The sequence below is a fragment of the Latilactobacillus parasakei genome (genome assembly GCF_049674265.1).
Lineage (GTDB): Bacteria > Bacillota > Bacilli > Lactobacillales > Lactobacillaceae > Latilactobacillus > Latilactobacillus sakei.
The window spans coordinates 2,004,181-2,028,170 of sequence record NZ_CP186861.1; the positions used below are offsets into that span (position 1 = coordinate 2,004,181).

Below are 23,990 nucleotides of genomic sequence, written 5' to 3' on the forward strand. Positions count from 1 at the left end.
CAAGATGTTGCCACTTTTTTGTAATTATGTTGATTATGTGATAACGTTTACATTAATCTGATGAGAGGATGTGCTGGAATGGGTCAAACTGAAGAAGCAGATATTTTAGTAAATAATGATCTGATTTCGTCTGATTTTCATGTTTGTGAGGTGGGTTTTGAGCATTGCCGCGATACTAAACCGGTTGAATATGTGCCAATTGATTACTGGGTGATTCATTATTGTATCAGCGGTGAAGGCTATTTTTCGCTAACGGGAACACCAGAAGAACATATTCAGGCTGGTGATATATTTATGATTCCGGCACACCATGGTAATCGTTACTATCCCAAACGAAATAATCCTTGGTCGTATCGATGGGTTGGTATATCAGGGGCGGTAGTGCAATCGTTGTTAGCTAAATGTCAGTTATCAGTGAGTGAATTTGTGATTCATGATGCCTACGATCAGTTGCTCGATCAACTATTTACAGAGATATACCAGCAATCAAAGAGTGGTCGGTTATTTGGGACCTTAGGGGCAACATTTGAGTTGCTAGAATATTTAACGACTAAGGATTCGCTTACACAGAAGATTAATCCAAATGAAGCATTACTAGTGACGATCATCAGCTATATTAAGAAGCATTTTTCGGAAAACTTGTCAGTAACTGAAGTTGCGATGGCCCATAATATTGATCGTTCATATCTTTTTAAGTTATTCCAGAAGTATAAGAAAACAACGCCAAGTCACTATATTCAAAATTTAAAACTACAAAAGGCGTGTTCATTACTCAGAAAAAGTTCGTTATCGATTACGGATATTAGTTATGAATGTGGCTTTACATCATCTTCATATTTTTCAAAATTCTTTCAAAGTAATATGGGGATGAAACCAATTCAGTATCGCAATCGGTTTGTGATAAAAGGATAGCGCAGTGACGGGATAAAGTTGTAAGATGCTATTATGAATAATGTTTGAGGAGGAAATGAGTGTGCGTCATATTCTTGTAACCGGTGGTGCCGGTTTTATCGGTTCTAATTTTGTTCGCTATGTGGTTGAGCAACACCCAGAAGTCCATGTAACTGTTTTGGATAAGTTAACGTATGCTGGCGATCGCGCTAATTTAGCCGGTTTACCAGCAGAGCGAGTGACGTTGGTAGTTGGTGATATTTGTGATGCACCATTGGTTCAACAATTAGTTCAAAAGGTGGATGCGGTGGTGCACTATGCAGCTGAAAGTCATAATGATAATTCGCTGCAGGATTCAACGCCGTTTATTCAAACTAATATTATGGGTTCCTATACGTTAATTGAAGCCTGTCGACAATATCATGTGCGGTATCATCATGTTTCTACAGATGAGGTTTACGGTGATTTACCGTTAGTAGGTGATGCGAAATTTACATCTGAAACAAGATACAATCCTAGCAGCCCATACTCCGCTTCTAAGGCGAGTTCTGATTTATTAGTGCGGGCATGGGTGCGGTCATTTGGCCTACGCGCAACGATTTCAAATTGTTCGAATAATTATGGCCCATATCAGCATATCGAAAAATTTATCCCACGTCAGATTACTAATATTTTAAGTGGTAGGCGCCCTAAGTTATATGGCACTGGCCAAAATATTCGTGATTGGATTCATACGGATGACCACTCTAGCGCTGTTTGGACAATATTGACACGTGGCCGAATTGGCGAGACCTATTTGATTGGTGCTGATGGACAACGCACTAATCAAGCTGTTTTGGAAATGATTTTAACATTGATGGGGCAACCCAAGGATGCATATGATCAAGTTCAGGATCGACCAGGGCATGATTTGCGGTACGCCATCGACGCGAGCAAGCTCCAAGAGGAACTCGGGTGGCAACCGCAATTAACCGATTTTAAAGTTGGGTTACAACAGACAATCAATTGGTATCGGCATCATGAGAAATGGTGGCAAGCGGATAAAGCCAAGGTAGAAGCAAAATATGCGCGCAATAAACAATAATCGAATAATATGTGATTTTAATTAACCTCCTGTTCAAAAGAAGTTAATAATAGTAGTATAAAAGAGAGTTAATATTAAGTAGTGGGGGGAAGATAATCATGAAGTTTTGTCCAAATTGTGGTTCGGAGATCAAGGAGGGGGCTAAGTTTTGCCCTAAATGTGGTTTTAACATCGAACAAATGACCAATCCAAACGCCACAGGCGACAGTATGAAGAGCCGTTTTGAAAAATTAAAAACGGATGAAGAAATGGCACTCCAGTTAGACCAAGTCGAGGGGTTAAATATGACGCGGGCTGACATCAAAAAGGAAGCTCAACGTAAATTATCAGGGCGTTATGGCGAATGGATGAAGACCATCTTGTGGTTGGTCATTGGGATGATTGTTGTCACATTCTTTTTGGCAATGAGTTTTGGTAGAATGATGGCGGCCATTGAAATGACGATTTTGGGGAACCTTTACTCTGACCAAGGTCCGACAGGCTTTACGGCATTTTTATGGTTTTTAGTGGTTATTATTTTCTTAATAGCGCTGTTCTTAATCGTTTGTTTACGCAAACCCGTTTTACAATGGTGCGCAATCGTTACCTTACGGGGACAACGCGCTGATGGGTTGAAGATTTTTAACTACTTAGTAAAAGCGCAAAAGAACCGGGTGTTAAAAGCAAACGTTTTAACCACGTTCTATCAATTCTGTTGGTCGTTATTATTCGTTATTCCGGGGGTTGTCAAGGGGGCCTCATATGCAATGACCAATGTCCTATTAGAAAAGAATCCTGAAATGACTGCTAGCGAAGCGATTAACATGAGTCGTAAAATCATGCACGGCTATAAATTGGAATTCTTAATCATGCAATATTCATTTTATTTCTGGCAATTATTGGTTGGTGTGACTTATGGTCTCGCTAATTTCTACGTGCTCCCTTATCAAAATGTGACTGAGATCCAATTCTTAGAATCACTTTACCAACGTTATCAAGAAAACGAAACGAAATAGAAAAAAGACAAAGTCGCCAGACTTTGTCTTTTTTTATGGCTTGTCAAAATAGGCTTATAAATCAAGTTGCGCTTTTAATTGTTCTAAGGGGCTTTTCGTCGTGTCAGGATTAGGGGTGATGACTTGTAATTTGTGTGCTAACAACCGCATTTTTAAGGGAGATTTGGTACTTGGATCACCATCAATACGAGTTTGTACACTTTGGTGATTATCGGTGGTAATGTTGATTTCACTAGCTTTAAAGTAGGTCATCCCCGGAATTTTCTTAAAGTTACCCGTTAGAAAATATGGGAAAAAGCGCACAGAGCGAGCCAATGACATCTTGGGGGCAACGAAGACGTGGAAGTAACCATCGTCGGGTTTGGCTTCGGGATTGAAGTTTGTAAAACCACCAACGGAATTAGTGAGTGTGACGAGTAAAAACTGCGTATCTTTTTGCCAGTGGCGATGGGGTGTTTCAATTGTTAGGGGATAATGTTGGTGCTTGGCTAGTGCGTGGACGCCTTCGTTTAAGAACGCGAGTGGGCCCCACTTTTGCTTTTCGCTTTGGGTAACGTTTAAAGCAGCATCGGCTAAAATCCCAAGTGTCATGGTACTGATTAAATAATCGTCGTTAACTTGACCGACGTCTAGTGGTTGAAGATGACCCTGCAGGAGATTGGCAATCGCGTCGTCAATATCTAATGGGATTTGTAGAACCCGCGCCAAATTATTGACGGTACCAGCCGGAACAATTCCTAAATGGGGTGGCTGCTCCAAAGGCGCTAGACCACTGACGACTTCGTTAATGGTCCCATCGCCGCCGACGGCCACCACGATATCGAACTGTGCTTGAGCCGCTTTTTTAGCTAAGCGCGTCGCATCTTTGGGGCCTTTCGTGGGCATTAGTTCAACCGTTTGTTGTTTTTCAACAAGGGCTTGTTCAATTTTTTGACCAACTGACTCGCCGTGATCTTGGCCAGAATGAGGATTATAAATAATGGCATAACGATCCATAAAAAAGACCTCCTTTATTAATTAACCTAAGCATAGCAAGAATCCCATGAATAAGCATTGAAAACGAACTGGTGTGGGGGCGGCTGAGTATCAAAAAAAGACAAAGCCACGAGACTTTGTTTTTTTTGATAAGCTGATAACTGATTAGCGGCTTTTGTAAGTGTTAAAATAAGGTTAACGGCAATTATGAAAGTAGGTCAGGCTATGCAACTAGGATTAAAGGCGGGTGTGAATGACCGTCAAATTATGGATCGTTTACAATATCATCCCAGCGTATTTGAATTTCACCTTACGGAGGAAGATGTCTCGGGTGCTGGCTTAAAAAGACTGCGCGATAAGATTCAGTTTGTCCGTAGCCAAGGGGTGCAGCACATTGTCCTACATCATCCGATGAATTTTGAAGGCGGCCATCTTGAGCTGTCGATGAGTGAGGCCAGTGCACCAGCCCGCTATCGCTTTTTGTGGCAGTCAACGTTGGACTTATTGCAACTGGCCCAAGCGGAAAACGTTCAGTTGTTAGTCCACGGTTCGTATGATGAACCAGTCGAGCAATTGACAGTTGGTTATCGCAATCTCGCTGAAGCGGCTGAGGTGCTCTTTAAGCGGATGGACTATCTTAACAAGATTGGTCATGATCATCTATTCTTCGAAAATTCGATTTCGCCACTCTTTTATTACGGTAATCCAGATTTGGACCAAGCCATTTTAGCGAAGGGCTATCGGTTAGCTTTTGATACGAGTCACTGTTTTATTAAGTACCATGGCGATAATGACGTGTTAGTTCAGAGCTTACAGACGCTAAAACCAGCGATTGCCCATTACCATCTGGTGGATTCGTTAGGACTTAAACATGATGGGTTAGAACTCGGGACCGGCCGCATTGATTGGCGCCGGGTTGTGCCGGTTTTAAATTCGGCAGCGACGAACATCTATGAAGTTCAGTTGGCTGATCAAAATAATGCGCGGGAAATGGTTGCAAGTCACCAGTATTTAACCGCTTTGGCGGCTGACCGGCAGCATTAACCGAGCAGAATTTTATTCTGGGCCACGCGGAAGCCGAATAGTGGGTAAGCTTGATCATCCTGATTAACGTAGACATAGTGTTGATAGTATTCGCGATGATTTAAGAGGAGGCTGAATTCCCATTGCTTGAGGGGATGCGGTTTCTTGGCAACCGTCTGTAATAACAGACGCGGTTGTTCATTGTGAATATCTTGTTCAAAGTCGGCAATCGGCCAATTTTGATCAGAGCCTTCGAAAAAAATGAGTGCGTTGCGCGGTGTATCGGCGAGTAATTGTAATAAATCAATGACGCGCATGATATCGACTCCTTTGCGTCAATTTAAGTAGTGCGGCGACAATCAGCCAACTAATCAATGAGAGTAAGACGACGATTGTTAAAATGACCATTAATGGTGTCAGAATAGTTAGTAGCCAACTGGTCCCACCGGTAGTTTGATTGAATAAACTAGCGATGAAAGTGCCCCCGATAATAACGATCAGGGTGGCGATAATCCCGGGAATCATCCCTTTATAGTCAGCCTTTGATAAGTCAAAACCACCGATAGCAATCATGCCACAGAGGATCAACCAGATAAATAGGAAGCTCGGTTTAGTAGTCATCAAGAGTTGACTGAATAAGGGTTTGATTGCCTGCCATTGCCAAGTTGGTTCTCCGGCAAATGTCAGCCAGGTTTGAAAGGTGTTGCGGGCTAGTAGCCAAGTGAGGCCCAAGATAGCGGCTGAACAACCAAAAATAGGTGCTAGGCCAATCCAGAAGTTACCAATTGTTGGCCACAGACGGCCAGAACGGTAGCGGTGTTCGACGTGCCCAAGGGAGTGGTCGTTAGGATCATTTAAGTTGCGATTGAGTAGTTGCATATCAGTAATTTGATGGTTGAAGATCAGACAAAATAATGCGTGGCTCAGTTCATGAATAATGGTGCCGAGGCCACCTATTACAATCTGTGAGCGGGGCCACCAACGTGCTAAGCGCGTTTTCGTGGAGCGGTTGATCACCGTCAATAAGGCGGCAAAGCCCAGTGGCATTAAAATTAATAGTGCGCAGTTGCGCATAATGGCAATCAGTAGTTGTTGCCAGTCAATGGTTAGTGTATTTGAAAGTGACATGCTAAACCTACCTTAATAACTTAATAAGGGTCATCGTACACCTAAGTCAAGGATGGTGACAAGCGAACAACTTAAAATTTAAAGAACATCTAAAGACAAAAAAAGCGCCCAGGACAAATTTGAATTTGTCCCGGACGCTTTTTTTATAGTCGAACTTTTGTGAATCCTCAGGATATCCCCAACTGATACACAGACTTATTTATCCGAAAAAATTGGTGTTTCAATTCGTTCAACGTACTTGGCTGCGACTGGTGTTTTGTAGAGTTGAACGTCATCTTTTTCGAAGAGATTGGCGTTAGCGATTTTAGTCATCGCTGCTTTAACCACTTCAGGGGTTAAGGATTCGTTAACTTGGCGTAGGCGTAATGTTTTGCTCTTATTAATACTCGTTTTAAATTCTAAATTAAGTTCTTTCATCTTGAATTCCTCCTAAAGAATTGGTATGTTTTTTACTTAGCGTTATAAACTGATTTAGTTGTTAGTTCTGCCATGATGAATTGATCGTTGTCATGTAGGCTAGCAAGGGCTTCGCCGACTGCTTGGATTTCGTCAGCTTGTACGTTTTCTTTTACTGCGCTTAAACGCCGCATGAGATGATCGTCTTCATAAGCCTCGTTTTGTAATTCGAACGCAATTGTTGATGTTAACCATGTTGTTTGCATATTGAAAACCTCCAAGTTTTTTAATTGTAAGGTCACCGGTGAATCGCTTACGTTAATGAGTAAACCAATTGGCCGTTAAAATGGTAATTTATTTTTAGATTAATCCTAAAAATTAGTTAAAGAAAAGTAAATTAAGCATACAATCACCAGATTTTTAGTTATAGTAATAATTAGACTTATAAGTGAAGAGGGATATTATGAAAGAAGTAGTTATTATGAGTGCCAAACGAACACCAATCGGGAAGTTTGGCGGTCAATTAGCCAGTTTAACCGCAGTCGATTTGGGGACAATCGCGGCTAAAGCAGCCATTCAAGCAGCTGGTATTGAAGCTGACCAAATTGATCAAGCTATTTTTGGCAATGTCTTACAAGCTGGTTCAGGGCAAAACGTTGCTCGTCAAATCGCATTAAATAGCGGTTTAGCACAAACGAGTGTTGCGATGACCGTGAATGAAGTTTGTGGTTCTGGTTTGAAGGCCATCCGTCTTGCACAAAGTGCGATTGTGATGGGCGATGCTGATGTTGTTTTAGTTGGTGGAACTGAAAGCATGTCACAAGCGCCTTATTTGAATAAAGGGATGCGTTTTGGCAGCAAGTTTGGTGATCAAACCGTTGTCGATAGTATCAGTAGTGAAGGCTTAAATGATGCCTTCACCAATAAACCAATGGGGATTACGGCTGAAAATGTGGCTGCTAAATACGGCATCACACGTTTGATGCAAGATACATTCGCATTAGAATCACATCAAAAAGCGGCTAATGCAACACAAGCCGGCTGGTTTGATGCTGAAATCGTGCCTGTAACTGTGAAACAACGACGCGCAACTTTTGAAGTGAGTCAAGACGAAGGGATTCGTCCAGATACAACGCTTGAAACAATGGGTAAATTACGACCAGCCTTCCAAGCAGACGGCACCGTTACAGCGGCCAATGCTTCAGGAATCAACGATGGTGCGTCGGCAATGATCGTGATGTCTAAAGAAAAAGCAGAAGCACTCGGTCTTGTTTATCAAGCAACATTGGTTGGTTATCAAGAAGTTGGGATGGATCCTAATTACATGGGGTACACACCAGTACCTGCTATTCAACAATTATTGGCTAAGCAAGCTCAAACCCTCGCTGATATTGATTTATTTGAAATCAACGAAGCTTTTGCGTCCTCCAGCGTGGCTGTTCAAAACGGCTTAGCGTTAGACACTGCCAAAGTGAACGTTGCTGGTGGTGCGGTTGCTTTAGGGCATCCAATCGGGGCTTCGGGCACACGAATTATGACGACCTTATTGCACCAATTAAAACGGACCAACCAAACAACTGGGGTTGCCTCATTGTGTATTGGTGGCGGCTTAGGGATTGCTTATGAAATCCAACTAAACGAGGCGTGGCTAAATGACTAGTCCAAAGTTTTACCAACTGTCAAAATCAGAACGGTTAGCACGTTTGGTTAACGCTAATCAACTTTCAGAAAAAGACGCACAATTTTTAGCACAAGGGCAACCTTTAGCAGATGAATTAGCCGATAGTATGATTGAAAATTATATCGGACAATATCACTTACCATTAGGCATTGTGCAAGATGTTATGGTAGCTGGCAAGGTTTATCAAGTACCGATGGCAATCGAAGAACCATCAGTGATTGCCGCGGCTAATAACGCAGCAAAGATGATGCGCCTAAATTGCGGTGTCACAATCGAAAATAGTCAACGTGTGATGTTTGGTGAAGTCGTTTTAATCGATTTACCTCAGCTAGCAGATGCTGTAAAATGGGTGGATAACCATTTTGCTATTTTGCAAGAGGTTGCTCAAAAAGCACATCCGTCAATTGTAAAACGAGGTGGCGGTTTGCAGAAAATCACAACGACAATCGTTGAAAATCGTTTTCTGAAATTAAATCTTGAAATTGATACCAAGGCTGCGATGGGCGCTAATATTGTAAACACCATTTGTGAGTCGATTGCCCATGCTGTTCAATCGACTTTAGGTGGGACTATTTTGTTGAGCGTTTTGACGAACGCTGCCTTTGGTTCCGTTGTTAAAGCATCAGTGACGCTTAATCCGGCGACTTTAGCAACGGCAACCTTAACGGGTGACGCAGTAGCACAACGGCTAATTGATGCGACTCAGTTTGCTCAGTTTGATGTAGCTCGGGCCGCAACGCACAATAAAGGCATTATGAACGGGATTGATGCTGTGATTATGGCAACTGGTAATGACTGGCGGGCGATTGAAGCTGGTGCGCATAGTTATGCCGCACGCACCGGACACTATCAACCTTTAACGGAGTGGTCATGGACCACTGATCATCAACTGCGCGGGCAAATTGCGGTCCCATTGCCAGTCGGCATTGTCGGTGGTTCAATCGGTATTTTACCGACAGTTCAAGTTGCCCAGCGTTTACTGACCATCGAAACGGCCGAAGAATTAGCTGGTGTGATTGCGGCCATCGGGTTAGGTCAGAATTTAGCGGCCTTGAAAGCCCTCGTTTCAGACGGGATTCAAAAAGGTCACATGGCACTCCAAGCTAAATCACTCGCAATTGCAGTTGGCGCAACAGCTAGCGAGTTAACCACTTTATTACCGCAATTATTAAAAGCACCACACTTAAATACTGAAACAGCGACGACTTTATTAAGTCAAATCCGTGCTGAAAACAGATAGATTGGAAGTTTATTATGCAAATTGGAATTGATAAATTGGGTCTTTTTACCCCAAATACTTATTTAGATCTTGTAATGTTAGCAAACGCGCGTGGTGTTGACCCTGATAAATTTACAATTGGGATTGGCCAAGATCAAATGGCGATTGCGCCATTAAGCCAAGACAGTGTCACAATGGGCGCTAATGCTGCTTTGGATTTATTAGAAGGCGAATCACGCGACAATATTTCATTGTTAATTTTAGGCACTGAATCAGGCATTGACCAATCTAAAGCTGGCGCTATCTATATTCAACGCTTATTAGGCCTCAGTAATGCACGGACTTTTGAAATTAAGGAAGCTTGTTACGGTGCAACAGCTGGTTTAATGACAGCCTATGATTATGTTGCGGCTCATCCTGATCAAAAGGCATTGGTGATTGGTTCTGATATTGCGCGCTATGGTTTAGAAACACCGGGTGAAGTGACACAAGGTGCCGGTGCCGTTGCCATGTTGGTCAGTGCCCAACCACGTTTGATGGTTCTTGAACCAGAAACAAGTGTCCACAGTGAAGACATTCAAGATTTCTGGCGACCAAACTATTCTAAAGAAGCCTTTGCACGAGGCAAATATTCAACAGAACAATACATCGAATTCTTCCAAAAGACATGGGCTGATTACCGTGCTAAAACGGGCCGGACAATCGCTGATTTCAAGGCTTTAGCTTTCCACTTACCTTATACTAAGATGGGGCTAAAAGCATTGCGGACGATTCTAGATGAAGGCAGCGAGGCACAACAAGCACAACTCTTAGAACGGTATGCCGAAAGTACCTTGTACAGTCGTCAAATCGGGAATATCTATACGGGTGCACTATACTTAGGCCTCCTCTCATTATTGGAACACTCAACTAATCTAGAAGCTGGCGATCGAATTGGTCTTTTCAGTTACGGATCAGGTGCCATTAGCGAATTTTTCACGGGGATTTTACAACCAGGTTTCGAAAAACAATTAGCAAAGCAAAAACATGCTGATCTATTGGCCAACCGTCGCCAACTCACGATGGTTGAATACGAAACACAATTCCAAACGGAACTACCAGAAGATGGTAGTGAATACGAAATTGACCTTACAATGGATAACGCCCCAATTATCCTAAAAGGCGTGAAGGACCATGAAAGAATATATGAAGATAGAGAGTGCTAGGCCAAGCGTTTAACTTCTGAGTATAGCTTAATCAGCTCAATGACCGATTTAATCGGTTGTTGGGCTGATGTGGCTAAACGGAAGAAGTTGCTTGGAATAGCACGTTTCAAAAAGGCGATTCCGATAAGTTAATCTTATCCGAATCGCCTTTTTATTTTGAGTTAAAATGCTGATATATCAACGTTTTAAAACTTTTTAAAATTAATTCAAAATTTCGAGGTGTTTTAGTTGTAACCGATTACATAAGGTGGTATATTAATGGTGAGGAAAGATAGCTTGGTAGAATAAAACCAAGTGAACCACATTTGTTAGGCACCACCGTATTTGTCAGGTACTAAGTATTAAGCGTTACAAATCGTTAAAGCTTTAGAACCAAATAACAACAACACATCGCAAGATAAGATTGGTAAAAGTACACTAAGTGATTGCTAGGAAGTGGGTCCAATGACAACTTAATTGCAAGACCAAAGCGTATAAGTGCGAGTATATCGGAGGCTGATGTCTGTTAAAGAATATCGTAGCAGTAACAAACGCAAAGTTAATCGTTATCGCTGAAGCTGCACGCAGAGTCAATCACCAAGAAACGACTAAACTAGATCGAGTAATACGATAAGCAGTAGGTTAGAATAAACGATTAATCACAATTGAATATAGTATTGAGGTGTAACATTATCCAGAGTAAACAACAGAATCAGCAAGCATCAACCAAGCTATCTACCTCGACATAGAGGGGATTCAAAGTAATTAACTTTGAATCCTTTTTTGATTGTCATGATTTAGTCTCTAAGGCTTGAGCTCGAATCTGATCTAAATCGATTGACTTGTTGATAAGTTGGGCACAACTTTGGCAAATAATCGACGCATTAGTATTTTTCAAAGTTTCGCGAATGTCCATATAGCCGTTCATGAAACGACTCGGTGGTAATTGGATATTGGTCCAACAGTGCTCGTTGACAGCGATTGTTTGTTGACAAATATTACAGCGATATTCTTTGGTTGATTGATCATACATATTAAATCAGCTCCTTTTGATGACTAGCATACGCCTTTATTTAAAAATAGGAACCCCAAAAAGACCGTTTCGACTTTAGCTAGTTAACGGTCATTTTGAGTAAAACTTTTGATATAAAATGCGCTAGCATCTTTAACAGACTATAAAGTTTTTGGTCACTAGCACAATAGTCCTGGTTTCAGGGAATAAGTTCATTCATCAACTTATTTGTTAAAGTTGTTAGTTGGTTCCATTCTTGATCTGTTAGCGTAGTGCTATCGACTAATAAACTGGGAAGCTTTTCTAATGCAAGCCGTTCATGGTTTCCTTTTGAGGTTAATGCAACTAGTGTGCCACGTTCGTCATCAGGATTTCTTTTTCTAATCACTAAATCCAGTTTTTCCATTCGCTTGAGTAATGGTGTGATGGTCCCAGTCCCTAGGTTTAACTGTTGGCCAATTTTCTTTACTGACATGCCTTCTTGTCCATATAAAACAACGAGGACAAGGTATTGGGGGTAAGTTAAATCATGATTTACCAGTTCTGATTTATATAATCGTTGAATGGCATGGGACGTAGCATAAACTGAAAAACAAAAATGGTCTTCTAAAGTACGCATGTTTTCTGCTGACATTAAATTCATAACCCTTCTGAAAAAATAAAAATTAATCGTTGACAACAATATCGTGTGCGATATAATAATCACATCAAGTAAGTTGTGCACGATTTACTTGTTGAATTATAACATAAATATAGGAGTGTTTAGTATGTCAGATAAAATTACTTTAGAATCAGCAGCCAAAAATTTCAGTGAAGCAAATGCACCACATCCTCGGATTTATGAATTAAAACCATCTGAAGGAAGAGATTTATTGGAAAAGGTTCAATCTTCATCAATTGAAAAATATAATGTAGATATTAAAGATAAGCTTACTGATACTGGCAAATGGGGAGCAATTAATGTGCGCATCATTCGGCCAGCAGGTAATTATGCTAAATTACCCGTTATCTTTTATATTCATGGTGCTGGTTGGGTCTTTGGTAGTGCTCACACCCATGATAAATTGGTACGAGAATTAGCTGTACGCACAAATTCCGTTGTTGTTTTTCCGGAATACACGCTTTCACCTGAAGCTAAATACCCAACTGCCATTGAACAAAATTATGCAGCATTACAACAATTACCGAAATTAGCTGCTAGTGAGAACCTTGATATTAATCGTTTGACCGTTGCTGGCGATTCCGTTGGGGGTAACATGGCAACCGTAATGACGTTAATGACCAAGCAACGTCAAGGTATCCATATCAATCAACAATTACTTTACTACCCAGTAACAGATGCTAACTTTGATACACCGTCATACAATCAGTTTGCAGATAACTACTACCTCACAAAAGAAGGGATGCAATGGTTCTGGGACCAATACACAACTGATCCGCAAGAACGTGCTCAAATCACGGCTTCACCATTACGAGCAAGCCTAGAGGATTTGAAAGACCTTCCAGATGCAATGATATTAAACGGTGAAGCTGACGTTCTACGTGACGAAGGTGAAGCATATGCTAACAAGTTACGAGAAGCAGGCGTTGATGTAAAGCAGGTACGCTTCCAAGGGATGATCCATGATTTTGTAATGGTTAACGCCTTAGACAAGACTCATGCAACAAGAGCAGCAATGGACTTATCGACGGCTTGGATTATGCAAAAAAATAACAAATAATACGTCATCAAACAGAGATACTGATAATCTTATTAATCATTTGAAATTTAATCCAAAAAAATAGCGGCACTAGTGGCCGCTATTTTTTAGTATTTTTGAACAGTTTCGATTAAAGTCTCGATTGAGTTAACGATTGTGCCATTTAATTTAATTAAGCCCACCGTATAGAGATTGAGGTAATGGAATTGATTTTCAGCAATGTTTTGCAAAGCGGCTACTTTTTGTGAATTCGTGGCGCCTTGTTGCCGACTATCTGTGTAAAGCCCGATAATTGGGATGTTGCGGGCATATGCGACACCAATTTCACTGGCAACACCAACATCAATTGTTGGACCGTCTAAGACTGCAATCACCAAGTCGCTAGCGACAAGTTGTTCTGTGTCGGCTTGGGCAATCATTTCAGAATTAGCGTAGGCTTCTTTATCGTTGATCGCTGCGTTTTCTTGAGGCAAATAGATATCTAAAGTTGGCATTGCTTGGCGTAGCGCAGCGATAACGCGCATATTGTAATCAAAATCAGCTTGTGAGAAGAGTGCATTTGCAAAATAAATTTTCATAATGAGCCTCCAATGTGTTTTTACTATTGTATCAAATTGTAGTCTAAATGCGGTACAATTAATGAATAGTAGTTAACTGGAGGAAAAAAGAATGCGTGAAATTCAAGAAGTACCTGGTAAAGTGACAATTAAGACAGCGTTTCGGGATTACTTTAAAGGTTATTTTGATTTTATGGGCCGAAGTACGCGTGCAGGTTATTGGTGGGTAATGATCATTGTGATGTTATTTCTATTTATACCTGGATTCATTTTACTTGGTCAATTTTTGATGGCGAAGGTAGCGGGGCAAGTGGGGACGGCTGTGGCGCAATCAGGTCAATTAGGATTAGGCTTTTCATATTTAGTTGTTATTATTGCGCTAGCACTATTTATACCAACGTTAGCACTGACGATTCGTCGATACCGAGATGCGGGATTAAATGGTCGGGGCGCCGTTACGCTTTGGATTATAAACGGGCTTGCATCCAGTTATAGCCAACAATCGCGCGGTTGGGCCTTCATTTCGGCTGTTATTGGGTTAGCATTGTTGATTACGGCATTATTAAAAACAAATCAGTTAGAAACAAACAGTGATAATCCACTTGTTACGTTCTTTTTGAGAGCTAAAGTGAAAAAGGATTAAAGCTAAAAAATAAGCAGTCAGAATATATTTCTGATTGCTTATTTTTTTAGATGTTATTAAAAGATTTCTCAAGCATCGTGATATTTTCTTGCAGTAGTCGCAAGTTTTGCTTTTGTTTTAAGGCGATTAGTAGTAATCGTAAAAAATGATTGTTGTTTGTTGTAAGTGATAAGTACATCGAACGAATATAATATTTTTCAGCTTGGGCCAAATTACCTTGCAAGGTTAATATTTCGCCTAGTTCGAAGAAGATTTCTGCTGAACGGTAGATTGTTTTACGACTGGTTTCAAATAAAAGGCCTTTTTGAGCAATTTCGATGGCCTCATCATAGCGTTTTAAGGCTTTCAAATTTTTACAAGCATTGTAGTAAATTGTGCCCAGGGTTTGCGTTGAGAGCTGTAGTTTGATGTGCGCTATATTACGGCGTGCAATATCAAATAAAATAGCTGCTTTTTCAAATTTAGCGGTTAGATAATAGCAACTGGCGGCACCTGAGAGTAAGAGCGTTTCAATTTTAGAAAACTGTTTCTTATGTTTGGGTAAGTCAAAAATAGTGTTGAATGCCGTAACGTTGGTTTCTTGTAAGGCCTGTCGATAGATTTCAAGTGCCTTACGCGGCTTTTTTTCATAGTAATTGACGTAGATGCCTTTATAACATAAAAATTGTTGTTTAGTAATTGGGTTATTGCAATATTTGTTTAAAATATCGTCTGATAATAATGATGACATTTGTGCGTATTGCCGATAATTAACGAACGCCTCTAGTTGATTTAAAATCGTTGTGACGTAGCGTTCTTGTTCCTCGTAAAAGTTATTTTTCTCAAAGACGTCGAGAGAAATACCCAGTTTATTACTGATCATTGTGACAATTTCAACTGAAGGAATCCGTAATCCTTTTTCAATTAAGCTAATATTACCTTGGGTACAAATACCGTCGGCTAATTCGCTCTGTGTTAAATTTTGATATTTCCGATAGAAACTAATAATTTCACCGATATTCATATAGATGCTCCTAGATTATGACGATTGTAATATGATGAATGCTTACCAGTTAATTATACTCGTTATGTGAATCATTTGTTATGCGAGTACAATTATGGGATTGGAGAATTAGTATGGAAATAATATTAGTTGCTGGTGGAGCTGGTTATATAGGCTCACATATGGTATATCATTTAATCGATAAAGGATTTGACGTGGTGGTTGCCGATAATCTTTCTACCGGTTTTAGAGAGGCAATTCACCCAAAAGCGCGCTTCTACCAAGGTGATACTAGGGATAAAACTTTCTTAACCGCCTTATTTAGCAAAGAAAAGATTGATGCGGTCATCCATATGGATGCGTATTCGATTGTGCCAGAATCAGTTGCAGAACCATTAAAGTATTTTGATAATAACGTTGGCGGTGTGATTTCACTACTAGAAGTAATGAAGGAATATGGGATTAACCGAATTGTATTTTCAACTACTGCGGCGGTTTACGGTATTCCTGAAGCTGAATATGTAAAAGAAGTGAGCGCTAAACAGCCGATTAATCCATATGGTGATAGTAAATTGATGATGGAGCGAATTATGCATTGGGTGGATCAGGCAGATGGGATTAAATATGTTGCGCTCAGGTACTTTAATGCAGCCGGCGCTCATCCAAATGGCCTAATTGGGGAAGCGCATCGTAACGAGACACATTTAATCCCTAATATTTTAAAGGTCGCCGCTGATGATAGCCTTAAGTTTCATATATATGGCGATGATTATCAAACGCCGGACGGTACTAACGTTAGAGATTATGTTCATATCTTAGATTTAGCAGAAGCCCATATTTTAGCGCTGGATTATATGAAGGCTGGGAAGCCAAGTACCGCGTTTAATTTAGGCTCGAATCATGGCTACTCTGTTAAAGAAATTCTGGCGGCAACGAGAGCGGTAACTAAAATGCCTATCCCAACAGTTGTAGCCCCTCGGCGTCCCGGCGATCCAGATATATTAGTGGCAGACAGCACCAAAGCTAGAGAGATACTCGGCTGGCAACCACAATATGAGAGCGTCAATGACATCATTCAAACTGCTTGGCAATGGCAGCAAAATAAACCTAATGGCTATCGAGAATAAGGATTGTCATGAGTGATTGAGGTGCTTAGATGGTAGAAAATGGCTTATCTTTTATTGCAACAATTGGTCTTCAAAAAGCTAAAATCAGGCAGAGGTGTCCGTTCTGTAACGTTGCTGATTTGAGGGATGTTATCGATTCGCAGGGTGAAAAGATTTTATTAAAGAATAAATATACAACGTTGGAGAATACGGAGCAGTTAGTATTAATTGAATCGGATCGCCATGATGGGGATGTTTCAAACTATGGAAAGCAAGAATGGGTTGCGATTCTCCAATACGCTATTGATAACTGGGAAGCGTTATTGAAATCAAAGGCGTATAGAAGTGTTTTGCTATATAAAAACTTTGGACCAGAGTCAGGTGGGTCTCAGGAACATCCGCATATGCAGCTGATTGGTTTAAAAAACATAGCTGGTTATACTGAAATTCGAAAGAAAAATTTTATAGGAATCAAGTTGGCGGCACAGAGTGGTGTGACAGTTAACATATCGAAATTTCCAATCATGGGATTTCTTGAAATTAACGTTATATGGCGTACCGATAATCAATTGCGGATTGCGGCTGAAGAAATTCAAAACGTCGTTAGTTATCTATTGAATCAATATTATCAAGGACGCTGTCAGTCCTACAATCTCTTTTTTTATAAAAGCGATGCGCGATATATTTGCAAAATTGTACCGAGATTTACCGCATCGCCGTATTTTGTAGGTTATAAAATAGCACAAACCTTTAATGCGGATTACGTGGCATTTATTAAACAGGAGTATCTTGCTTATTGTAATAATCGGTAAATTTGTTCTGGATTATAGCGTAAAAAAATAACACCCTTAGAATTGAAGTCTTCTGAGGGTGTTTTTTTGTGTTTAGATTAGGGATGAAACTTGGCTGATATCGTGCTTTGAAAGTACTCGGATACATAACGTGCTTTTAAAGGTAACTCCCTGTGCCTAGCGCCGTATCGCAAATAATCGACTGGCGTCGCTTATTCACGACACTATGCTAGTGCTCGGTAGTAAATCGCCTTTGAAAGCACTCGGATCATAACGTGCTATTCATAGCATACTCTTGTGGCTAGCGACATCAGTCAAACAACCGATTGCATCGGTTATTCGCCTGATTAGGCTAGTCCTCAGAGTATAACCGCTATGAATAGCACTCATTTTTTATAGATTTCTTTTTAATCTCATTGTGACAATTGCTTCTACTCTAGCCGTTTGTGGGAACATGTCTAACGGTTGGATTTTTTCAACTTGGTAGGTGTGAACCAATGTCTTAAGATCCCGTGCGAGCGTTGAAGGGTTACATGAAACATAAACGAATTTAAGGGGCCGGCTGTCGAGAATTGCGTCGATTAATTTTGGATCAAGACCAGTCCGTGGTGGATCAACGACAAGGGCTGTTGGGACAAAGCCGTTATCTAGCCATTCCGGTAAGAGGTCTTCAGCCGCACCAACGGCATAGTCCACATTGTCGATGCCGTTGATTTCTGCGTTATGTTTAGCGGCTTCGATTGAGTCGGCAATTGTATCCATACCGCGCACTTCAGCAACTTGGTTGGCAAGACTTAATCCGATAGTGCCGACACCACAGTAAGCATCAACTAAGCGATCTTCAGGGGTTAAATCGAGTGCTTCTTTAACCAAGTTATACATCTTAGCGGTTTGAATTGGATTGAGTTGGAAAAAGGCGCGAGCAGTCAATTCAAATTGAACGCCGTTGAGGTTTTCCATAATCGTTTCTTGACCGGCAAGGTGCATTGTTTGGTCGCCCCATACCAAGACGTTTTTTCCCTTGTTGACGTTTTGCATAATTGAGACCACTTCGGGTAATTCAGCTTGAATGGCGGTGATTAGCGCGTATTTCTTTGGTAGTTTGGGTGAATTGGTGATGAAGGTGAGTTGTGCTTCACCGGTTGAGAAAGATTCACGCACAACGATTGTTTTTAAGATACCGGCGTTCTTTTCTTCATCGAAGACGGGGATGCCAAGGTCTTCAACCAATTTTAAAACAGTCCGGATAATCCGCATTGTTAAATCGGTTTGGGTTGCGAATTCTGGAAGGTCAATCAAAGTATGGCTGCTTGGGGCGTATAACCCAGCGCCTAAATGATCGCCTAATTGACGTACTTGGAATTGCGCCTTATTCCGGTAATGCCATGGATTTTCCATGCCAACGGTTTCAGTGACTTGATAGCCATTATAGCCGTGGGGTTTGAATTTTTCTAAGGCTTGGATCATCATATCCTTTTTAAAGGCGAGTTGGCCAGGATAACTGAGATGTTCCAATTCGATGCCACCAACTTGACCGTAAGTGGCATCTCTAGGTGTGACCCTTTGTGGTGATTCTTGACGAATCTTGTGGACCTTAGCTTCGATGAAGCGGGGGGCAACAGTTGTGACTTCGGCAATCACGACTTCTTCAGGGAGGGCACCGGGGATGAAAACAATTTTGCGTTTGTAATAACCAATCCCTTCACCGTTAATCCCAATTCGCTTGATGGTCAGTGGGAAACGTTGGCCGACTTCGACTTCATTAGTAGTTGTTTGTTCTGGCATTTAATTAACTCCTATATTGTTAAAATTGTAAATAGCACGAAATTTGCTGTACCCTATTATAACAGAACCGAGTTAGAAAAAGCGGATATTCTAATCGGAAACTAACAGCGTTCGATTTTGTTGCGCGTTGTGATTTATGCTACTCTATAGAGTGTGATGCAAGTCGGTTATGTCCTGAGGATATAATTGATGAAATGCATTTAAATAAGAAGTATGTCAGTAGCCGGGGATTAGTACTAACTCCCCATGAAGGAGCGAATAACGATGAACTTTTGGGAACGAAATCAATTTTTAATTGCGATGGTGGTAGTCCTTGTAATTGGGATCTACGCTTTTCAAGCGAAGAGTTTGCCATTAATCATTGGCACCCTGATTTTAGCGGTGGTCGTGATTGGCTTTAAGATTTATCTGAACGTCAAAGCGACACGCAACGGGAGAAAATAAGATGCCACAGATTACTAAAATTACCTCACAAAAACAAAAAGGGCGCTATAACATTTTTATCGACGAGCAGTTTGCCTTTGGGGTGACTGAAAGTGTCTTAATCAAGTTTCGGCTTGCAAAAGGGCTCGAAATCGATAGTAGCTTACAACGCGACATTCAAAAAGAAGACGACAATGCCAAGGCCTATCAACTGGCCTTGAATTATTTAAGTCACCAATTACGAACGGAAAAAGAATTAACACAATACTTGCGTGATCATGAAATTACGCCAGAAGGCATTGAAACCAGTTTGACAAAATTACGCGAACTACATTATTTGGATGATCAGGATTACGCGGACAGTTATGTTAGAACGGTGATTAATACTTCAGATAAGGGGCCTAAAGTGGTTCGACAAAAATTGATTCAAAAAGGGGTTAGTGCTAATCATATCGATCAAGCGTTGACGCTATATACAGATGAAGAACAAGTGACAGTCGGCTTAGCAACTGCCCAAAAGCTAGCGAAGAAGTACCGCCACAGTTCGTTCTTCGAACAACAACAAAAGATTAAACAAGGCTTGATGCAAAAGGGCTTTGGTGGCGATAATTTAAGTCGGATTATTGACGAATTAGCGCTTGAAGAAGACAGTGATAGTGAAGCAGATGCATTGGCAGCCCTTGGCGAAAAAAAATGGCGCCGCTATCGCCTATTAGAACCGCGCGAGCGGCGGATGAAGATGCAACAAGCACTTTACCGGAAAGGATTTAATATTGATGCAATCAACCGTTTCATCGACGACCAAGAAGTATCAGATGACACCGAGTGAACGTGATGCGTTTCAGACTGCTTTTATGGCATGGTACGACGAACATCGTCGCGATTTACCTTGGCGTCAAAATCAAGAACCTTACCGGGTCTGGTTGTCTGAAATTATGCTCCAACAAACGCAAGTTCAAACGGTGATTCCGTATTACGAACGCTTTTTAGCGACTTTCCCAACTGTTGAAGACCTAGCAGCTGCCCCAGAAGAGTTGCTCTTGAAAACTTGGGAAGGACTAGGCTATTATTCACGGGCGCGTAATTTACAAAAAGCGGCTAAGCAAGTAGTTGATGACTATCAGGGCAAATGGCCGCAAACATCTGCTGAGTTAGAAAAATTAGCCGGCATCGGCCCGTATACAGCAGGCGCCATCGCCAGTATCTGTTTTGGCGAAGTGGTTCCCGCAATCGACGGGAATGCTTTTCGGGTCTTCAGTCGGTTATTAAAAATTGACGCTGATATTGCGAATCCGAAGAATCGTATCATTTTTTACGACGCTATTTTACCGTTAATTCCCAAAGACAGACCTGGCGATTTCAACCAGGCTGTCATGGATTTTGGCTCGCAAGTTTGTACAGCTAAAAATCCAACAGTTGGGGACACCGAATTAGCCCCATTTTTCAGAAGTTATCAAGATGGAACATTGTTGGATTATCCGGTTAAAACGAAGAAGGCCAAACCCAAACCAGTCGCGCTCTTTGCGGTCGTGATAGAATCCGAAAAAGGTTTTTTATTTCAAAAACGGCCTAGCGCGGGTTTGCTAGCAAATTTGACGACCTATCCTTTGGTGATGGCAGAAGATTTACAGGATGATGAGTCTGAGTTATTAACGCCAGAAGAGCAAATGACTCGAATTGAAGCCTACTTCAAAGAAGCGTACGGTTTAACGTTAGCGCATTTAAAACCGGTTCCTGTCAAACCGGTGACGCACGTCTTCACCCATTTGAAGTGGACGATTACGTTGTTATCGGCGACGATTGCGGCGGACAGTGACTTGGCCTTTTTCCCAGGTGAATGGTATTCAAAAGCGGCTCTAGCAGAAATTGCGATGCCAACGGTTCAAAAGAAAATGGCGCAACGATTTGACTCACTTTAGCGGTAGAAAGTTTTAGGTAATTTTGAGAGTCTTTGCTATAATGATAGGTGATTATGAATAATAACCTTGGAAAGCCAGGTAGGTCGATGAATGCACCTAAAGAAGGCGACTATATAGCGATTCAAAGTTATAAACACGATGGGAGTTTACACCGAACTTGGCGCGACACGATGGTTTTGAAAACCAGCGAGAACGCAGTCATTGGTTGTAACGATCATACCTTAGTTACAGAATCAGACGGCAGAAAGTGGGTCACGAGGGAGCCGGCACTTATTTATTTCCATAAGAAGTATTGGTTTAACGTTGTGGCCATGATTCGCGAAGGTGGCGTTTCATATTATTGCAATTTGGCATCGCCACACGTTATGGATCAAGAAGCGTTGAAGTATATCGACTATGATTTGGACGTAAAAGTCTTTCCAAATGGGGAGAAACGCCTACTAGACGTCGATGAATATGAAGCGCATAGTGCGAAGTGGCACTATTCTGCCGAAACTGATCGGATATTGAAAGCCAATGTCAAAGTTTTGGTAGATTGGATCAACAATGGCAAAGGGCCATTTTCGAAGGAATATATTGATATCTGGTATAACCGCTATCAAGAATTGGCTCACCACCGTTAGAACACTATTTAGTCTTAATAACGAAAGAAGGCCACACATTGTGTGGCCTTCTTTTTTTGATGCTTTTTAAGAGTGATATTCACCATAAGTGGTGCTTGGTTTAAAAGGCACCGGATCGTTATTTTCAAGGAATCGGCTTTTGTAAAAGCGATATTGAGGTGTATAAGGATGCGTTGAGGTTTTATCCCAAGGTTTTTCGGCGCCGCAAAAATGGATGAGTCCCGGTTCTTTTTGCGCACTTAGGAATTGACGGTTAATCCGTTCGGTTGGTGCAATAATAAAGTCCATTAGAACGCTGGTTTGAACGTTCCACTTGGGGTGCAAGTGAATCCAACGATCATGTAAAATCGCATTTAAGACATCTTGGTCGTGAAATCGTAATTTTTGAGGGTATTCTTTAATAAAGGCCAGCATTTTTGCCGTTAGTTTTTGTTGGCGCCAGATGGTCAGATTCATTAATAAAACACCGGCATTGAAGTAGCGAATACTCTTGTAGTCAATTTTCATTTGTGCCAACCGATTATGGAAGCCGGCATCTTCAACAGCGGCCACTGGCGTGTTACCCAGTTCGACGTCCCACAAGCGTGCGAGATTTTCGAGGCACAGTGTATCGCAATCTAAGTAAAGAACGCGTTCAATTTCGGGAAGTAAATCGGGAATTAATAGTCGATAATAGGTAGTTTTTAAAACTTGGTCATCTTGAATGGCCGCTGCTAGTGGGTCTTCGTCGACTTCAATAAACGTTAACTCGGCATTAAAACTTTCAGTGATTTGGCGTATGGTTGCTCGGTCACGAGCGGTGAGCTGATCGCTTAAAACAAAAAAAGCATAATGGCGGTTATCATCGTTATTATTCAGGATTGAAGCGTATAAAATGGCAAGTGGTTCAACGAAATTAGAATTAGCCGCAGAAACAATATTGATTTGATCACGTTTGTCAGCAGGTAATTGTGCAAGATAGGTTTGATATTCAGGCATGTAAGGATGATCTAAGAAGACCTCCCATGGTTTCTTTTCAGTGGTGAAGTGGATGATTTTGGGGGCTTTGATAGCTTGTTTAAAGAGCTGAGCGTACTCGTTATTAATTGGCTCATACGATTTAAATAAAATCGCATTTTGCACATTCCACTGAGGGGCTAACAGTTTAGTGCGTCCCGCTAGAATAACATTCAATGTATCTTGGATATCATTAATGCGGCGACCGGGGTAAGGCACCATCATTGCAAGAATCTTCTGGCTGATGTGGTGCGTTTCCCAAAGAACGGTATCAATCAGAATAACGCCGGCATTAAAATAAATATTATTGGCTTGTGATTGAGGCACACCGAGGCCTTTTAAGGTCAGTGCTTTACCGGGATCGATGACCGCACCGATAATATTGCCTTCTAAATCGCTGTCGTATAAAGGCGTTAAATCGGTTCGGATAAGTGTGTCAAGATCGAGATAAAGTACTCGTTCAATATTTCTAGCTAAGAGAATCTGTGGGGCGAGAATTCGATAATACGCGGTTTGGTCGAAATGATTATTTCCTGGGAAATTTTTAATACGGCGAGGATTGATGGCGATAAATAAAACGTGGTGGGGCAGCGTCATTAACCGGTTAACTGCAGATTTAGTCGTTTGGGAAAGGTGACTACTCAAAACAAATAAATCAACAGCGGTTTCTAAAGCACAATGTTCTCGAATTGATTTAAGCGTTAATAGCAGTTGATCGGTGTATTGCTCGTCAGCAGCTACCATAATAGCAATTGTTTTGATGGCACTCATCTCCTTCATCACTCTTTATAAGTAAGTGTAACAAGTTGCTAAAAGCCTTGTAAAATTAGCTGATTAGCGCATAAAAAAAGCCATCCTCAAGGAACAGGATGACTGA

At 41.2% G+C, this 23,990-nt stretch carries 26 protein-coding genes; 15 read left to right on the top strand and 11 right to left on the bottom strand.

Going from position 1 to position 23,990, the window contains the following annotated elements:
* Window positions 1-78 precede the first annotated feature (78 nt).
* The 3 genes from ACPBEH_RS09970 to ACPBEH_RS09980 all read left to right on the top strand — a co-directional run bounded on the left by ACPBEH_RS09970 (window position 79) and on the right by ACPBEH_RS09980 (window position 2,970).
* On the top strand, window positions 79-912 hold the full coding sequence (locus ACPBEH_RS09970; protein ID WP_424349064.1) for an AraC family transcriptional regulator: 834 nt from the start codon (window positions 79-81) through the stop codon (window positions 910-912).
* Window positions 913-967: 55 nt separating this feature from the next.
* Window positions 968-1,975 (top strand): dTDP-glucose 4,6-dehydratase, encoded by a 1,008-nt coding sequence (rfbB, locus tag ACPBEH_RS09975; protein WP_424349065.1) that lies wholly within the window; start codon window positions 968-970, stop codon window positions 1,973-1,975.
* 98 nt (window positions 1,976-2,073) lie between these two features.
* Window positions 2,074-2,970 carry a DUF975 family protein gene (locus tag ACPBEH_RS09980; RefSeq protein ID WP_424349066.1) on the top strand — a complete coding sequence of 299 codons (897 nt, stop codon included), beginning with the start codon at window positions 2,074-2,076 and terminating at the stop codon, window positions 2,968-2,970.
* A gap of 54 nt (window positions 2,971-3,024) precedes the next feature.
* Here ACPBEH_RS09980 and ACPBEH_RS09985 read toward each other — a convergent pair whose 3' ends face one another.
* A complete protein-coding gene (locus ACPBEH_RS09985; protein WP_424349067.1) occupies window positions 3,025-3,966 on the bottom strand; it encodes a diacylglycerol/lipid kinase family protein in 942 nt (313 codons plus the stop codon).
* Between the two features lie 204 nt (window positions 3,967-4,170).
* Here ACPBEH_RS09985 and ACPBEH_RS09990 point away from each other — a divergent pair, with 204 nt between their 5' ends.
* Window positions 4,171-4,989 (top strand): sugar phosphate isomerase/epimerase family protein, encoded by an 819-nt coding sequence (locus tag ACPBEH_RS09990; protein ID WP_424349068.1) that lies wholly within the window; start codon window positions 4,171-4,173, stop codon window positions 4,987-4,989.
* Here ACPBEH_RS09990 and ACPBEH_RS09995 read toward each other — a convergent pair.
* The 4 genes from ACPBEH_RS09995 to ACPBEH_RS10010 form a co-directional block, all read right to left on the bottom strand.
* A complete protein-coding gene (locus ACPBEH_RS09995; RefSeq protein WP_085391513.1) occupies window positions 4,986-5,285 on the bottom strand; it encodes a hypothetical protein in 300 nt (99 codons plus the stop codon). The two genes, ACPBEH_RS09990 and ACPBEH_RS09995, sit on opposite strands and share 4 nt — an antisense overlap.
* On the bottom strand, window positions 5,272-6,096 hold the full coding sequence (locus tag ACPBEH_RS10000; RefSeq protein WP_424349069.1) for a hypothetical protein: 825 nt from the start codon (window positions 6,094-6,096) through the stop codon (window positions 5,272-5,274). The genes ACPBEH_RS09995 and ACPBEH_RS10000 overlap by 14 nt, the downstream gene beginning before the upstream one ends.
* A 195-nt stretch (window positions 6,097-6,291) precedes the next feature.
* A complete protein-coding gene (locus tag ACPBEH_RS10005; protein WP_112205987.1) occupies window positions 6,292-6,513 on the bottom strand; it encodes a DUF2922 domain-containing protein in 222 nt (73 codons plus the stop codon).
* A 32-nt stretch (window positions 6,514-6,545) separates the two neighbouring features.
* Window positions 6,546-6,758, bottom strand: a complete 213-nt coding sequence (locus tag ACPBEH_RS10010; RefSeq protein ID WP_424349070.1) for a hypothetical protein — start codon at window positions 6,756-6,758, stop codon at window positions 6,546-6,548.
* A gap of 197 nt (window positions 6,759-6,955) precedes the next feature.
* Between ACPBEH_RS10010 and ACPBEH_RS10015 the strand changes: the two genes are divergently transcribed.
* Genes ACPBEH_RS10015 through ACPBEH_RS10025 form a run of 3 tightly spaced genes read left to right on the top strand, consistent with a single transcriptional unit; the run spans window position 6,956 to window position 10,597 of the window.
* Complete coding sequence (locus ACPBEH_RS10015) at window positions 6,956-8,152, top strand: acetyl-CoA C-acetyltransferase (RefSeq protein ID WP_424349071.1); 1,197 nt, start codon at window positions 6,956-6,958, stop codon at window positions 8,150-8,152.
* Window positions 8,145-9,413 (top strand): hydroxymethylglutaryl-CoA reductase, degradative, encoded by a 1,269-nt coding sequence (locus ACPBEH_RS10020; RefSeq protein WP_424349072.1) that lies wholly within the window; start codon window positions 8,145-8,147, stop codon window positions 9,411-9,413. The genes ACPBEH_RS10015 and ACPBEH_RS10020 overlap by 8 nt, the downstream gene beginning before the upstream one ends.
* Window positions 9,414-9,427: 14 nt before the next feature.
* Window positions 9,428-10,597, top strand: coding sequence for a hydroxymethylglutaryl-CoA synthase (locus ACPBEH_RS10025; RefSeq protein ID WP_424349073.1), 1,170 nt, complete (start codon window positions 9,428-9,430; stop codon window positions 10,595-10,597).
* A 769-nt stretch (window positions 10,598-11,366) separates the two neighbouring features.
* On the opposite strand, the gene ACPBEH_RS10030 is transcribed toward ACPBEH_RS10025, so the two are convergent.
* Together ACPBEH_RS10030 and ACPBEH_RS10035 are read right to left on the bottom strand one after the other, a co-directional pair.
* Window positions 11,367-11,609, bottom strand: coding sequence for a hypothetical protein (locus ACPBEH_RS10030; RefSeq protein ID WP_424349074.1), 243 nt, complete (start codon window positions 11,607-11,609; stop codon window positions 11,367-11,369).
* Window positions 11,610-11,787: 178 nt separating this feature from the next.
* Window positions 11,788-12,222 (bottom strand): MarR family winged helix-turn-helix transcriptional regulator, encoded by a 435-nt coding sequence (locus tag ACPBEH_RS10035; protein WP_424349075.1) that lies wholly within the window; start codon window positions 12,220-12,222, stop codon window positions 11,788-11,790.
* Between the two features lie 133 nt (window positions 12,223-12,355).
* On the opposite strand from ACPBEH_RS10035, the gene ACPBEH_RS10040 reads away from it, so the two are divergent.
* Window positions 12,356-13,309, top strand: a complete 954-nt coding sequence (locus ACPBEH_RS10040) for an alpha/beta hydrolase (RefSeq protein ID WP_424349076.1) — start codon at window positions 12,356-12,358, stop codon at window positions 13,307-13,309.
* Between the two features lie 86 nt (window positions 13,310-13,395).
* Here ACPBEH_RS10040 and ACPBEH_RS10045 read toward each other — a convergent pair whose 3' ends face one another.
* A complete protein-coding gene (locus tag ACPBEH_RS10045) occupies window positions 13,396-13,866 on the bottom strand; it encodes a nucleoside 2-deoxyribosyltransferase (protein WP_424349077.1) in 471 nt (156 codons plus the stop codon).
* A 91-nt stretch (window positions 13,867-13,957) separates the two neighbouring features.
* Here ACPBEH_RS10045 and ACPBEH_RS10050 point away from each other — a divergent pair, with 91 nt between their 5' ends.
* Window positions 13,958-14,488 (top strand): DUF805 domain-containing protein, encoded by a 531-nt coding sequence (locus ACPBEH_RS10050; protein WP_424349078.1) that lies wholly within the window; start codon window positions 13,958-13,960, stop codon window positions 14,486-14,488.
* Between the two features lie 46 nt (window positions 14,489-14,534).
* Here ACPBEH_RS10050 and ACPBEH_RS10055 read toward each other — a convergent pair whose 3' ends face one another.
* Window positions 14,535-15,491: a helix-turn-helix domain-containing protein gene (locus ACPBEH_RS10055; protein WP_424349079.1), complete on the bottom strand. Its 957-nt coding sequence runs from the start codon at window positions 15,489-15,491 to the stop codon at window positions 14,535-14,537.
* 113 nt (window positions 15,492-15,604) lie between these two features.
* Here ACPBEH_RS10055 and galE point away from each other — a divergent pair, with 113 nt between their 5' ends.
* Both galE and ACPBEH_RS10065 read left to right on the top strand, forming a co-directional pair.
* Entirely contained in the window at window positions 15,605-16,597 is a 993-nt protein-coding gene (gene galE / locus ACPBEH_RS10060; RefSeq protein ID WP_424349080.1) for a UDP-glucose 4-epimerase GalE, read from the top strand.
* Between the two features lie 29 nt (window positions 16,598-16,626).
* Window positions 16,627-17,388: a DUF4931 domain-containing protein gene (locus tag ACPBEH_RS10065; protein ID WP_424349081.1), complete on the top strand. Its 762-nt coding sequence runs from the start codon at window positions 16,627-16,629 to the stop codon at window positions 17,386-17,388.
* Window positions 17,389-17,760: 372 nt separating this feature from the next.
* On the opposite strand, the gene rlmD is transcribed toward ACPBEH_RS10065, so the two are convergent.
* Complete coding sequence (gene rlmD / locus ACPBEH_RS10070) at window positions 17,761-19,152, bottom strand: 23S rRNA (uracil(1939)-C(5))-methyltransferase RlmD (protein ID WP_099713074.1); 1,392 nt, start codon at window positions 19,150-19,152, stop codon at window positions 17,761-17,763.
* A gap of 264 nt (window positions 19,153-19,416) precedes the next feature.
* On the opposite strand from rlmD, the gene ACPBEH_RS10075 reads away from it, so the two are divergent.
* The 4 genes from ACPBEH_RS10075 (at window position 19,417) to ntdP (ending at window position 22,117) form a co-directional block, all read left to right on the top strand.
* Window positions 19,417-19,596, top strand: a complete 180-nt coding sequence (locus ACPBEH_RS10075; protein WP_104964406.1) for a hypothetical protein — start codon at window positions 19,417-19,419, stop codon at window positions 19,594-19,596.
* A 1-nt stretch (window position 19,597) separates the two neighbouring features.
* The gene (recX, locus tag ACPBEH_RS10080) at window positions 19,598-20,404 is read left to right on the top strand and encodes a recombination regulator RecX (protein ID WP_016265510.1); all 807 of its coding nucleotides are present in this window, start codon (window positions 19,598-19,600) and stop codon (window positions 20,402-20,404) included.
* Complete coding sequence (gene mutY / locus ACPBEH_RS10085) at window positions 20,391-21,494, top strand: A/G-specific adenine glycosylase (RefSeq protein ID WP_424350069.1); 1,104 nt, start codon at window positions 20,391-20,393, stop codon at window positions 21,492-21,494. The genes recX and mutY overlap by 14 nt, the downstream gene beginning before the upstream one ends.
* Window positions 21,495-21,580: 86 nt before the next feature.
* Window positions 21,581-22,117: a nucleoside tri-diphosphate phosphatase gene (ntdP, locus tag ACPBEH_RS10090; protein ID WP_011375166.1), complete on the top strand. Its 537-nt coding sequence runs from the start codon at window positions 21,581-21,583 to the stop codon at window positions 22,115-22,117.
* A gap of 66 nt (window positions 22,118-22,183) precedes the next feature.
* Here the strand turns inward: ntdP and ACPBEH_RS10095 are convergent, their stop codons facing one another.
* Window positions 22,184-23,884, bottom strand: a complete 1,701-nt coding sequence (locus ACPBEH_RS10095) for a glycosyltransferase (protein ID WP_424349082.1) — start codon at window positions 23,882-23,884, stop codon at window positions 22,184-22,186.
* Between the last annotated feature and the right edge of the window lie 106 nt (window positions 23,885-23,990).

Coding starts and splice junctions, on each gene's coding strand:
- ACPBEH_RS10040 (WP_424349076.1), top strand. CDS start 12,356: ATGTCAGATAAAATTACTTTAGAATCAGCAGCCAAAAATTTCAGTGAA.
- ACPBEH_RS10095 (WP_424349082.1), bottom strand. CDS start 23,884: ATGAGTGCCATCAAAACAATTGCTATTATGGTAGCTGCTGACGAGCAA.
- galE (WP_424349080.1), top strand. CDS start 15,605: ATGGAAATAATATTAGTTGCTGGTGGAGCTGGTTATATAGGCTCACAT.
- ACPBEH_RS10045 (WP_424349077.1), bottom strand. CDS start 13,866: ATGAAAATTTATTTTGCAAATGCACTCTTCTCACAAGCTGATTTTGAT.
- rfbB (WP_424349065.1), top strand. CDS start 968: ATGAGTGTGCGTCATATTCTTGTAACCGGTGGTGCCGGTTTTATCGGT.
- recX (WP_016265510.1), top strand. CDS start 19,598: ATGCCACAGATTACTAAAATTACCTCACAAAAACAAAAAGGGCGCTAT.
- ACPBEH_RS10030 (WP_424349074.1), bottom strand. CDS start 11,609: ATGTATGATCAATCAACCAAAGAATATCGCTGTAATATTTGTCAACAA.
- ACPBEH_RS10035 (WP_424349075.1), bottom strand. CDS start 12,222: ATGTCAGCAGAAAACATGCGTACTTTAGAAGACCATTTTTGTTTTTCA.
- rlmD (WP_099713074.1), bottom strand. CDS start 19,152: ATGCCAGAACAAACAACTACTAATGAAGTCGAAGTCGGCCAACGTTTC.
- ACPBEH_RS10005 (WP_112205987.1), bottom strand. CDS start 6,513: ATGAAAGAACTTAATTTAGAATTTAAAACGAGTATTAATAAGAGCAAA.
- ACPBEH_RS10020 (WP_424349072.1), top strand. CDS start 8,145: ATGACTAGTCCAAAGTTTTACCAACTGTCAAAATCAGAACGGTTAGCA.
- mutY (WP_424350069.1), top strand. CDS start 20,391: ATGACACCGAGTGAACGTGATGCGTTTCAGACTGCTTTTATGGCATGG.
- ACPBEH_RS10000 (WP_424349069.1), bottom strand. CDS start 6,096: ATGTCACTTTCAAATACACTAACCATTGACTGGCAACAACTACTGATT.
- ACPBEH_RS10015 (WP_424349071.1), top strand. CDS start 6,956: ATGAAAGAAGTAGTTATTATGAGTGCCAAACGAACACCAATCGGGAAG.
- ACPBEH_RS10050 (WP_424349078.1), top strand. CDS start 13,958: ATGCGTGAAATTCAAGAAGTACCTGGTAAAGTGACAATTAAGACAGCG.
- ACPBEH_RS10010 (WP_424349070.1), bottom strand. CDS start 6,758: ATGCAAACAACATGGTTAACATCAACAATTGCGTTCGAATTACAAAAC.
- ACPBEH_RS09990 (WP_424349068.1), top strand. CDS start 4,171: ATGCAACTAGGATTAAAGGCGGGTGTGAATGACCGTCAAATTATGGAT.
- ACPBEH_RS10065 (WP_424349081.1), top strand. CDS start 16,627: ATGGTAGAAAATGGCTTATCTTTTATTGCAACAATTGGTCTTCAAAAA.
- ntdP (WP_011375166.1), top strand. CDS start 21,581: ATGAATGCACCTAAAGAAGGCGACTATATAGCGATTCAAAGTTATAAA.
- ACPBEH_RS10075 (WP_104964406.1), top strand. CDS start 19,417: ATGAACTTTTGGGAACGAAATCAATTTTTAATTGCGATGGTGGTAGTC.
- ACPBEH_RS09970 (WP_424349064.1), top strand. CDS start 79: ATGGGTCAAACTGAAGAAGCAGATATTTTAGTAAATAATGATCTGATT.
- ACPBEH_RS09980 (WP_424349066.1), top strand. CDS start 2,074: ATGAAGTTTTGTCCAAATTGTGGTTCGGAGATCAAGGAGGGGGCTAAG.
- ACPBEH_RS10055 (WP_424349079.1), bottom strand. CDS start 15,491: ATGAATATCGGTGAAATTATTAGTTTCTATCGGAAATATCAAAATTTA.
- ACPBEH_RS10025 (WP_424349073.1), top strand. CDS start 9,428: ATGCAAATTGGAATTGATAAATTGGGTCTTTTTACCCCAAATACTTAT.
- ACPBEH_RS09995 (WP_085391513.1), bottom strand. CDS start 5,285: ATGCGCGTCATTGATTTATTACAATTACTCGCCGATACACCGCGCAAC.
- ACPBEH_RS09985 (WP_424349067.1), bottom strand. CDS start 3,966: ATGGATCGTTATGCCATTATTTATAATCCTCATTCTGGCCAAGATCAC.